We start from the raw sequence: 11,311 nt of genomic DNA, 5'->3' as shown, positions 1-11,311 counted from the left end.
AACAGCTACTTGAATTATGTAAATGTTTTAGTATAAACTAAGTTATATAAGTTTTATCAATTATTAACAATTAAAATCTTTCTGTATGAATGTATTAACATATTTGTAGTGAGAAACTTAATTTAATTATATGCTTAAAACTTAACTAAGAGAATATTATAAAAAATAGGGGGATTATAGATGAGAGATTTTATGGTTTTTGATATTGGTGGAAGTTCTACTAAGTGGTCTGTAATTAATGAACTAGGAGAATTTAAGGAAAGCGGTAAATTTAGATGTCCAAGTACAGCAGAAGAATTTTTTAGTGAATTAATTAAAATAACAAATGAAATGAAAGTAAAAAGTGATGTCAAAGGAATTGCTATAAGTGCACCAGGTGCAGTAGATGGTGAAACCGGATTAATTGGAGGCATAACTGCAATACCATATATACATGGACCTAATTTTAAGGAAATTTTAAAAGAAGGTACAAGCTTAAATGCGGAACTTGAAAACGATGCAAATTGTGCAGCACTCGGAGAATGTTGGCTTGGAGCGGGTAAGGACAACAACGATTTAGCATTTGTTGTTTGTGGATCAGGAATAGGTGGAGCTATAGTTAAAGATAAAAAAGTTCATGTTGGAATTCATAAACATGGAGGAGAATTTGGCTACTGTTCAATAAACTTTGATTTTGTAGATGGGAAACCTAAGTTTAATACTTGGAGTAAATCAGGATCTACTACTGCATTAGCAAAAAATGTTGCTAAATTAAAAGGCTTAGAAGAAGGTAGTATTGATGGTGTGGATGTCTTTGAATTATGTAATAAAGGTGATGAAATTGCACTTCAAGAAGTAAATAAGTATTACTTTACTATGGCAGTAGGTATATATAATATACAATATACTTATGATCCAGAAGTTATTATATTGGGTGGAGCAATAAGTGCAAGAAATGAATATGTTGATGAAATAAATAAAAGATTAGATATAATTATGAATAATGGCCTAGAAGGAACAATAAAGCCAATTTTAAAAACATGTATATATGGAAATGATGCAAATAAATTAGGTGCATTATGTAACTATCTTCAAAGAGAAAAATAATCAGAATGAATTATACTTAGGCGTATAACCACGCCGAAATAAGGAGCATGCTTTTGTTCTGGTTAGATACATTTTCATAGTATAAGTATAATTTAGAAGGCGGGTATATATAGATACCTAAATGTGTTATAAAGAATAGAGGATAATATTTTATTTTTCCAATAAATATTATCCTCTATTTTTTGTACATTTTTAATATCATTTTATAAAACATAAAAGGTGAAGATTAGAAATCTAAAGTGAAAATGTAAGTAAATTTAGATTACTTTGTGTAAACTTCTTTACCTGAAATAAATACTTTTTGAATATTAATATCATCATCAAATAAAATTAAATCTGCATCATAGCCTTCTTTAATTTGACCCTTATGATCATCAACTTTGCAATGTTTAGCACCATTGTATGAAGCCATTTTTACAACTTCATTTAAAGGTAAATTACAATTTTTATATACATTTTTAACAGCTTTATCGAGAGTTAGAATAGAACCAGCTAAAGCACCATTTTCAAGGCGAGCTGCACCATTAGTTACTGTAACATTTTGTCCACCCAATGAATAATCTCCATCAGGCATACAACAAGCCATCATAGCATCAGTTACTAATAAAACTTTATCTGTACTCTTTTGTTTATAAGCAATTCTTAATGATGGATATGAAATATGAATTCCATCAGAAATAGTTTCAGTTGTTATATCACTATCAAATATAGCACCAACAACTCCAGGAGCTCTATGACTTAAAGGAGTCATAGCATTATAAAGATGAGTTGAATGGCAAGCACCGCATTTAATAGCATCCATTGCTTGTTCATAAGTTGCTATAGTATGACCTAGTGAACAAACAATGCCTTTCTCTGATAGATATTTAATAAGTTCTTTAGCTCCATCAACTTCAGGAGCCAATGTTATTGAAATAACAGCATCTTCACAATCTTTTACCATTTCATTATATGCAGAAATTGAAGGGGCTAAAAGATAATTTGGATTTTGTGCACCGATTGCTTCTAGATTTACAAATGGACCTTCTAAATGAGCACCTAAAACATGGGCACCTTCAGTTCCTTTTTCTTTTAAGTTTTTGATTACTTTCATAGATTTTTGTATAGCTTCAATTGAAACAGTCATTGTTGTAGGTGTAAATGAAGTTGTTCCATGTTTAACTATTGTTTTAGCAATAGTATTCATTGATTCACTAGTGCCATCCATTGTATCAAAGCCACCAGCACCGTGAATATGAACATCAATAAAACCAGGTGAAACATATAAACCGTTTGCATCTAATATATTCTCATCATAATATGTGACAGGATTAATTTCTTTTATTTTTCCATTCTCAATTAGTATTGAACCATTTTCAACTTTGTTTAAATAAATAATATTACAATTTTTTATTAACATTTTTTATCTTTAGTGAGAGAGTGATAATAAGGACCAAACCCCCACTAAAATTCACTTCCTTTCTTTTTATACATTTTGAAATACTTACTACAAATTAACAATTACACATATTCATGTAAAGTGGACATTACCAATTTTACTATACTACTATTATATGCATTTATGAAGGGCTTTTCAAGTAGAATATTGACATATTAAGAGCAATAAATTATCATATAAATATTGGTAATGACCACCAAGAAGCTACGGGCTTTGTATAAAAAAATTTAAACATAATTTAAATATTATATAATTTAAATTATATTTTTGCTTTATAAAAAAGAAATCATATATAGATTTGAATTGCTAAAACTAAAAAGAGGTGCGCTTATGAATACAATTAATAAAAATTCTATTACTCCTTTATATGTACAATTGATGGACATTATTATAAATAAGATAGAAAATCACATGAAGGAAAATGATAAGTTAGATTCAGAAAGAGAAATTTGCATAAAATATGGTGTGAGTAGGACAACTGTACGACAGGCTTTAGATGAATTAAAGAACAGTAAATATATATATAAAGTACAAGGAAAAGGAAACTTTATAGCCTCGAGAGTAGTGGAACAAGATTTAATAAAAGTTTCTTCGTTTACTGAAGACATGAAAAAGCGTGGCAAAAATCCAACTTCAAAATTATTGAATTTTGAAATTACAGAAGCTAATAGTAAAATAGCAAAAAAATTGCAAATAGAAACAAGTGAACTTATATTTAAAATATCAAGAATAAGAATTGCGGATGATATACCAATGATATATGAAATAACATATTTACCTTATGAAAGATTTATAGGAATGACTAAAGAAATGATGGAAAAAAATTCATTATATGAAATACTAAAAAAATCCTTTGGTGCAAAGATAACATCTGCTGAGGAAGTAATTGAAAGTGTTCTGATAAATAAATTAGAAAGCGTATACTTAGGAATACCTCAAGGCCAAGCAGGCCTAAAATTTGAAAGAATAACATATGAACATATGAAAATTATTGAATATACAATAACTATAGCACGAGGGGATAAATTTAAATATAGAGTTTGTTTAAAGAATTAATACAAAGAAGTTTATTAATAATGGATAATTTAGTGACTTTATAAATTTAAGTATATAATAAAGTATAAGAATGATATAATTAATATATAAATAGGTTATATTTTAAGGAGTGAACATAGATATAATGGCGAAATACGAAGATATTGCTGAGGATATCAGAAATGGAATATTAAGCGGTAAATATAATCCAAATGAACAATTACCTTTAGAAAAGGAAATGTGTGAATATTATGGGGTCAGTAGGATTACAATAAAAAAGGCTGTTGACGAGCTAGTTATTCAAGGATTAATAATAAAGAGAAGAGGCTCTGGAACCTTTGTAAAATCAGTTGATAATGGTGCTGTTCAAGAATTAAGTTTAGCTAAACAATTTGCTGGATTTACAGAGACACAGAAGGGTAAAAAAATATATTCTAAAGTTGTAAAATTTGAGGTGGTGCATCCAACTGAAGAAATTGCAACTAAATTGAAGATTACAACTGATGATTTTGTTTATGACATAATAAGAACTAGATATGCAGATGATGAACCATATGTAATTGAATATACATATATGCCTATAGGTCTTATACCAGGAATAAAAAATGATGTTTTATTGAATTCAGTATATGGCTATATTGAAAAAAACCTTAAATTAAAAATAAAGAGTGCACATAGAAATATCCGAGCAATTCTACCTAATGAGCTAGAACAAGAATGGTTAAAAATAGATAACAATTTTCCTATATTAGAAGTTGAACAAGTAGGATTTTTAGATAATGGGCAACCTTTTGAATACTCAAATGCTCATCATAGAAGTGATAAAATTGAGTTTAGAACTGTAAGTATTAAGTAGATATTTATATATTGCCAAATTTAATTCGGGACAGTAGATAATTTTGTTTTCACACAATATTATCTACTGTTTTTATATAATCAGCTGGTGATTTTAAAATAATATAATTTTAAATATATAGTATCAAAATATAAAAAAGTTTATACTATAAAATTTACATAAGCTATTTTATTAAAGATGCTATTGTATTATCTATTATGATAGTTACATCTTTATGCATTTGTAACATTGTAGCAGGATTTTTAGTAGTTATTTTTCCGGATAAAGCTTCTTTTATAGCGTTTGCCTTTTCTTCACCGTGTGCTAGCAATATTATCTTTTTTGATTTCATTATTTGACCTAGTCCCATTGATATGGCAGTTTTAGGAACTTCATCAATAGAATTAAAGAATCTAGAATTTGCATCAATTGTGCTTTGAGCTAATTCAGTTAAATGCGTACCAGATATTAAAATATCACTTGGCTCATTAAAGGCAATATGACCATTAGCGCCTATTCCTAAAAATTGTATATCTATGCCGCCTAATTCATCTATTCTTTTATCATAGTTTTTTGTTTCTTCATCAATATCCTTAGCTAATCCATTTGGCACAAAAGTATTTTCTTTTTTAATGTTAATATGATTAAATAAATTTTCATTCATAAAGTATCTATAGCTTTGAGTATCATTTTCACTTAATCCTATATATTCATCTAAATTTACAGTTGTAACATTAGAAAAATCTACTTCATTTTCTTTATTCATTTTGATAAGTTCCTTATAAGTTCCGAGTGGAGTACTCCCAGTAGCTAATCCCAAAACTGCATTTGGCTTCTTGTTGATAACATCTTTTATATTTATAGCTGCTAACTTGCTTATTTCATCGTAATTTTCAACAATAATTAAATTCATATTTATTCCTTCTTTCACAAATTTATAGATCAACCTATTTTTAATATTTCTATCTACGAGATATTTAAAAAATTATCGTCCCGTTAATTGCATATTACTATATATAATTTATAAATTATATACTTTTGAGGGTTTTAGAAACCTGTTGTCATTGAAAGGAACATGTTATCATAGAAGTATAAGCATATTCAAAAAAGATAAGAGGTGATATAAAAATGCTTGACGTAACAAAACTGTTTGGAGATATAAAGTTTACTTCTCTTGAAGAAAGCATAATTACATATATATTAAATAATATTGATAGTTGTATGGATGAAGGAATAAGAGGAATAGCTAAAAAGACATATACATCCCCATCAACTATAATTAGATTATCAAAAAAACTAGGATATAATGGATTTGTTGAATTGGTATACTCATTAAAGATCAAGGTATCCACTGAAGATAATAATGAATTTATTAATGCCATAGAAAACAAACAAATATTCAGTACTAATTATGATGAAGCTATTAATGATTTTATAGATTGCATTGATAAAGGAAATATATTAGTTTCAGCAGAAGGCTTTTCAGAACTTGTTTCAAAGTACATTTATATGAAGTTATTAGTTCTTGGAAAAAAAAGTGTACTTTCAACATTTATAGATTTTGATATTCTCTTCGACAACCATGTAGAAACTATAGATTCAGTTATGCTTATATCTAAGTCTGGTGAAGGCAATCATTGTGTAAAAACATGCATGCTAGCTAAAGAAAGAAATTTAAAAATAATATCATTCACTGGCAATTCACAAAGTACTTTAGCTAAAAATTCTAATATTACTTTCATAATACCAGATTGTGAAAAAGTAGATAATGATAATTTCTATCCTAATCCTTTCTTTGGATATTGTATTGAAACCTTTGAACTTATTATTCACAAATATTTCTTAAAATATGATATTAAACATAAGACGTTTCCGAGGGATTAGAATAGTTTTATATCTATATTTCATATGCCTAATTGCACGGAACCATAAAAAAATATATAATAGACATACATGTCGTACATAGAGTTAGGTATATGGAAAAATAAATTAGAAATGATTACTCAAATTATAAAATATTTAAATAAATACAAAAGTATAACATTGACACATAATTGTAATACAAAAATGATAATATTGTAATATTGATTTATTATGCATTAATTAAACATAAAATTTTAATTGATTATTATGTAAATATTTTATAACTAGTTTTATACATGAATAAGGTATTGTTAAACAATTTATAAATAATATCTGTACAAGGGGGAGAACTTTTTTGTCTAAGAAAATTATAAGTATTTTAATGAGCTTAATAGTCGCAGTTTCATTAATAGGGTGTAAAGGTTCAGTAGGAAATGCAGAAAAGAAAACTGAAACGGCAACAGAAGATAATGCGGATATAGGTGATGAAAAATTAGAAGGAAAATGGGCCCAAAACTTTAATTTAGAAGAAACACAAAAACTCTTTAAAGAAAAGTTATCTAAGATGGAGAATATAACCAAGGAAGTAGGGGTAAAATATACAAAGGATGAAAAAATAAAAGAAGAGCAAGAACAATCTATTAATGATAATTCTATATATTATGATAATAACAAGCCTGAAGCAAATAAGATAGAAAGTATGTATTTTGGAATGAAGACATATGAAGAAGATTTGGAGACTGGAGATATAAGTTTAAAATTAAGTTTAAATTTTGATGGTGAAAGTGCTATAAAAAACAATGATTTTGATTTAGGTAAAACATCTTTTAAGAAGTACATAGAAGCATTTACTGATCAAGAAAATAGGGATTATTCTGACATAAATAAAGAAATAATTGATAAGCTAAAAAATGGAGATAAAGAAATAGAGATAAATAACACAATAGATGGCTTGAAAGAAGAAATTATAGCCACCAAAGAGTGTATTATATATAAACTATCTACAAAGAAATATAAATTTGCAGATGCAGAAATGAGTATGAAGTAGATTATAAGGGGGAAACTTTGTTGGAAAAAGACAATATAAAAGAAAACGAAATAAAAAGTGAGGTAGAAGAAACTGAGGCTCAAACTTCAAATATAGAAGCTACCGAATCAGATGCCAATAGTGAAAGCCAAGAGCTAAAGATAGAAAATACAAACGTTGAAATTGAAGGATTAATAAATGGCGACAATAATGATGAAGATATTAATAAAAATTCATCTATACAAGTTATTTTAGCTAATGTTCTTGATCAATTATTAATAGTTGCAAGTTCAGCAGTTTTGCTATTATTATGTGATTTTATATTAAAGTTATTCGGTTATATGTTTATAAGAGAAACAGGGGCATTAGTTATAGCAGGCGGAATTATATACTTTATTTTAAATTGTATTTATGCACCAATAATTGAGAAAACAAAAATAAAAAATACTATTGCAAAGAAGATATTAAATATAAATTAATATATATATCAGATAACTATAAGAAAAAAATATGAATACAATAGGAGTAATCAATGAGAAGAGGAAGCGATTTACGCGTTAAAATAGAAAAATCCCAATTCCCATCAACTGGAATAGGATATGCAGAAGATAAAATAATATATGTTAAAAATGCATTTCCAGGTCAAACAATAACAGGGAGAGTAAAAAAGAAAAGAGAAGAATTTGCAGAAGTTAAGTTATTATCTGTAGATGAAAAAGCAGATTATGAAATTGAGGCTCCATGTCCTCACTTTGGAATTTGTGGAGGTTGTTCATCACAAAGTATACCTTATGATATGCAATTAGAATTTCTAAGTGAAGAAGTTAAAGATTTGTTTAAAGATGCAGATGTTACAACAGGGGAATACTTGGGAGTTCAAGGAAGCCCAAGTCAATGGGAATATAGAAATAAAATGGAATTTACTTTTGGAGATGAATCAAAGGGTGCACCACTATCTGTTGGAATGCACATTAGAGGAAAATCTTTCGGAATAATAACCGTAGATAATTGCCATATTGTTGATGAGGATTATAGAAATATTATTAAACTAACTGCAGATTATTTTGGCAAGCAAGATTTGCCATATTATAGAATAATGAAGGCCGAAGGATATTTAAGACATTTAGTAATAAGAAAAGCTGAAAACACTGGGGAGATACTAGTAAATTTAGTAACAACAACTCAAATTGACTTTGATTTAACGGAATACGTTAAATTATTAAGAAACCAAAGTTATAAAGGAAATCTTGTATCAATATTACATACAGAAAATGATTCGTTATCTGATGCAGTAATACCAGAAAAGGTTAATTTATTATATGGTAAAAATTACATTAGAGAAACTGTTTTAGGATTAGAATTTAACATATCACCATTCTCATTTTTCCAAACTAATACAAAAGGTGCAGAAAGCCTTTACTCAATAGTTAAAGAGTTTATGGGAAATAGTGAAAACAAAGTTGTATTTGATTTATATTGTGGTACAGGAACAATTGGCCAAATAGTAGCTCCAAATGCAAAGAAGGTTATAGGTATTGAACTTATAGAGGAAGCAGTTGAAGCAGCGAAGGAAAATGCTAAATTAAATGAATTAGATAACTGCGAATTCTTAGCTGGGGATGTAGCAGAAATAATAAAAAATGTAAAAGATAAACCAGATATAATAATTCTAGATCCGCCAAGAAGTGGAGTACACCCTAAGGCTTTAGACTATGTAATTAAATTTAAGGCACCAGAAATAATATATGTTTCTTGTAATCCAAAAACTTTAGTTACGGACCTTAAGGTACTCACAGAAAGAGGATATGAAGTTATTCAAACTAAAGTGAAAGACATGTTCCCGAATACTCCTCACGCTGAAACAGTTGTTAAGCTAGTTAAGAAATTGTAGCCAACTAAAAAAACCATTGCTACTTCTAAAAAACCCCTGTGATTTTGAAAAAAACTGTGCAGAAGTGGTAGTTTAGAAGCAAGAAAAAAATGATGATTAAGTGAGAATTTAACAGGTAGACCGTATTAGTGGCGAAGCCACATATATAAAGGGCTTAGATAGAATGATGATAGGATTAAGGACAGAACTTCCTTAGTCCTATTTTTATACCTTTTTTACTTTTTTAATCAACATAATAACATTTTATAACAATTATGGGCATAATAGGAATATAGTTAAAGTAAGGGGGAGTTCATATATTCATGAATTATAGTTTTTTAAATTTAGGAGAAGAAGTTTTAAGAAGTTCAGAAGCTCCATTATCTGTTGAAGCAATTTGGAAAGTGGCGGAGCAAAAAGGATTAACTACTAAACTTGGCTCATCTGGTAAGACACCAATCAGAACTTTATCAGCTAGATTGTATATGGATATTAAAAATTCAAAAGACACTATATTTGAGCAGGTAAGCAAAAGGCCAGCAAAATTCTTTATAAAAGGAAAAACTGCAGATTTGACTGCTTATGAAGAAATGATAGAGAAAGAAAATACACCAAAAGAAATATCATTTAATGAAAGAGATTTACATATTTTACTTTCAACTTTTGTAAATCAAGATGCACATTTTAATTGTTATACCAAAACAATATATCATGAAAATTCAAAAAAGAGAGACAAGGGTTATAATAAATGGTTGCATCCTGATATAGTAGGCATCTACTTTCCGTTTGAAGAGTATAAAAATAATACACTAAGATTGTTAGAAGCATTAAAAGAAAATCCATATAAATTGTTTGCGTTTGAAATGAAAATAGATTTGAATTTTTCTAATCTTAGGGAATATTATTTTCAGGCAGTATCTAATTCGAGTTGGGCTCATGAAGGATATTTAGTAACACTAAATATTGAAGAAGATACTCAATTTATAGATGAATTAAGAAGACTTAACAATGCTTTTGGAATTGGAATAATTAAGTTAAATCCAGCTCATATAACTCAAAGTGAAATATTATTTTCTGCTAAAACTAAAGAATTTTTGGATTGGAATACTATAGATAGGCTTGTAAACGAAAATATCGACTTTGAGTCTTTTATTAATGATTTAATGGAAGATATAAAGATAGGGAAAATAAAAAGTAATTATGATAGAACTTTTAAAGATGATGATGATGCGTGCAATTATGCTAAAAGCAAAAGAATTATTAAAATATAGATGAATTTGTAATTATAATAGTTAAAATAGATTTTTTAAAATATTAAAATCTTAAGCATAAGAACTTTAGTATATTAACATTGCATTTGTGATGATAAAATCACGTGTGATCTACTTTACGGTTGCTATAGCTTATAGTAGTTAAATAATACACCATATTATTGCATATTTTGATAAAGTTATATTTGTAGAATAATTTAAATAAAAATATATATAAGAAATATATTTGATATACAAATAATAGTGAAATGGACAAATTGTTATACTAATTCTATAAGTAACCATACGAATAATGAATTTACTGGTATATCTATGGATGAGAGGATTTCAGGTACTAACACTAAGAAAAAGGAAATGGAAAGATTTCAAGCTATACTAAACTGTTAGATAATAATCAATAACTGATGAAATAGATGATTCAAGTGATTATTAAGTAGTATAAAGTATAAATAAAGACTGTGAACATAAATATTTTATAATAAAAACTTGTCAAATATCACTTGCAGAGTGATGAATAACTTGCCGAGGAGTGATGTAAAATCACATATGAACAAAGACAAAAAATAGAGTATTGGTTATCAAGGTTGGAGTTATGAAAGCATAGCATATGATTAACTGTCTAATAACTATGCGGGGCGTGTCAGTAATAGGAAAGAGAAGAAAACAAGAGTAAAATGTATAATAGTTGGTTTAAAGTATGTATAAGGGAATATTATGATTGTTTATAATATTTATATATGTTAAGATAAAAGACGTCGCAAAGAGACGCAAACAACTTAAAAGAATTTAATAAGAACCCTTTGAAAAATAGGAGTTTGAAAGATTTGAAAAAAGTTGTTGACAAGATTAAAACCAAGTGATACACTAAGTGAGTTGCTTGATTGCG

Annotated in this window: 10 protein-coding genes; 8 read left to right on the top strand and 2 right to left on the bottom strand. The window is 27.7% G+C overall.

The features are described 5' to 3' along the window. Nucleotides 1-180 precede the first annotated feature (180 nt). On the top strand, nucleotides 181-1,086 hold the full coding sequence (locus DIC82_01965; protein ID AWK49927.1) for an ROK family protein: 906 nt from the start codon (nucleotides 181-183) through the stop codon (nucleotides 1,084-1,086). Between the two features lie 262 nt (nucleotides 1,087-1,348). On the opposite strand, the gene nagA is transcribed toward DIC82_01965, so the two are convergent. Next, nucleotides 1,349-2,485, bottom strand: a complete 1,137-nt coding sequence (gene nagA / locus DIC82_01960) for an N-acetylglucosamine-6-phosphate deacetylase (GenBank protein ID AWK49926.1) — start codon at nucleotides 2,483-2,485, stop codon at nucleotides 1,349-1,351. 369 nt (nucleotides 2,486-2,854) lie between these two features. On the opposite strand from nagA, the gene DIC82_01955 reads away from it, so the two are divergent. Next, nucleotides 2,855-3,580 carry a GntR family transcriptional regulator gene (locus tag DIC82_01955; protein ID AWK49925.1) on the top strand — a complete coding sequence of 242 codons (726 nt, stop codon included), beginning with the start codon at nucleotides 2,855-2,857 and terminating at the stop codon, nucleotides 3,578-3,580. A gap of 124 nt (nucleotides 3,581-3,704) precedes the next feature. Beyond that, on the top strand, nucleotides 3,705-4,415 hold the full coding sequence (locus tag DIC82_01950) for a GntR family transcriptional regulator (GenBank protein ID AWK49924.1): 711 nt from the start codon (nucleotides 3,705-3,707) through the stop codon (nucleotides 4,413-4,415). A gap of 163 nt (nucleotides 4,416-4,578) precedes the next feature. Here DIC82_01950 and nagB read toward each other — a convergent pair whose 3' ends face one another. Next, nucleotides 4,579-5,307, bottom strand: coding sequence for a glucosamine-6-phosphate deaminase (gene nagB / locus DIC82_01945; protein ID AWK49923.1), 729 nt, complete (start codon nucleotides 5,305-5,307; stop codon nucleotides 4,579-4,581). Between the two features lie 215 nt (nucleotides 5,308-5,522). Between nagB and DIC82_01940 the strand changes: the two genes are divergently transcribed. From DIC82_01940 to DIC82_01920, 5 genes are all read left to right on the top strand, one after another. Next, entirely contained in the window at nucleotides 5,523-6,278 is a 756-nt protein-coding gene (locus tag DIC82_01940; GenBank protein ID AWK49922.1) for a MurR/RpiR family transcriptional regulator, read from the top strand. A gap of 334 nt (nucleotides 6,279-6,612) precedes the next feature. After that, nucleotides 6,613-7,305: a hypothetical protein gene (locus DIC82_01935; GenBank protein AWK49921.1), complete on the top strand. Its 693-nt coding sequence runs from the start codon at nucleotides 6,613-6,615 to the stop codon at nucleotides 7,303-7,305. A 20-nt stretch (nucleotides 7,306-7,325) separates the two neighbouring features. Further along, nucleotides 7,326-7,763, top strand: a complete 438-nt coding sequence (locus DIC82_01930) for an RDD family protein (GenBank protein ID AWK49920.1) — start codon at nucleotides 7,326-7,328, stop codon at nucleotides 7,761-7,763. A gap of 53 nt (nucleotides 7,764-7,816) precedes the next feature. Continuing rightward, entirely contained in the window at nucleotides 7,817-9,175 is a 1,359-nt protein-coding gene (locus DIC82_01925; protein AWK49919.1) for a 23S rRNA (uracil(1939)-C(5))-methyltransferase RlmD, read from the top strand. 302 nt (nucleotides 9,176-9,477) lie between these two features. Next, nucleotides 9,478-10,425, top strand: coding sequence for an HrgA protein (locus DIC82_01920; protein ID AWK49918.1), 948 nt, complete (start codon nucleotides 9,478-9,480; stop codon nucleotides 10,423-10,425). Nucleotides 10,426-11,311 lie beyond the last annotated feature (886 nt).

It is taken from the genome of Clostridium beijerinckii (assembly GCA_003129525.1).
GTDB classification, from domain to species: domain Bacteria; phylum Bacillota; class Clostridia; order Clostridiales; family Clostridiaceae; genus Clostridium; species Clostridium beijerinckii_D.
This window is presented reverse-complemented; position numbering and strand designations above follow the sequence as displayed.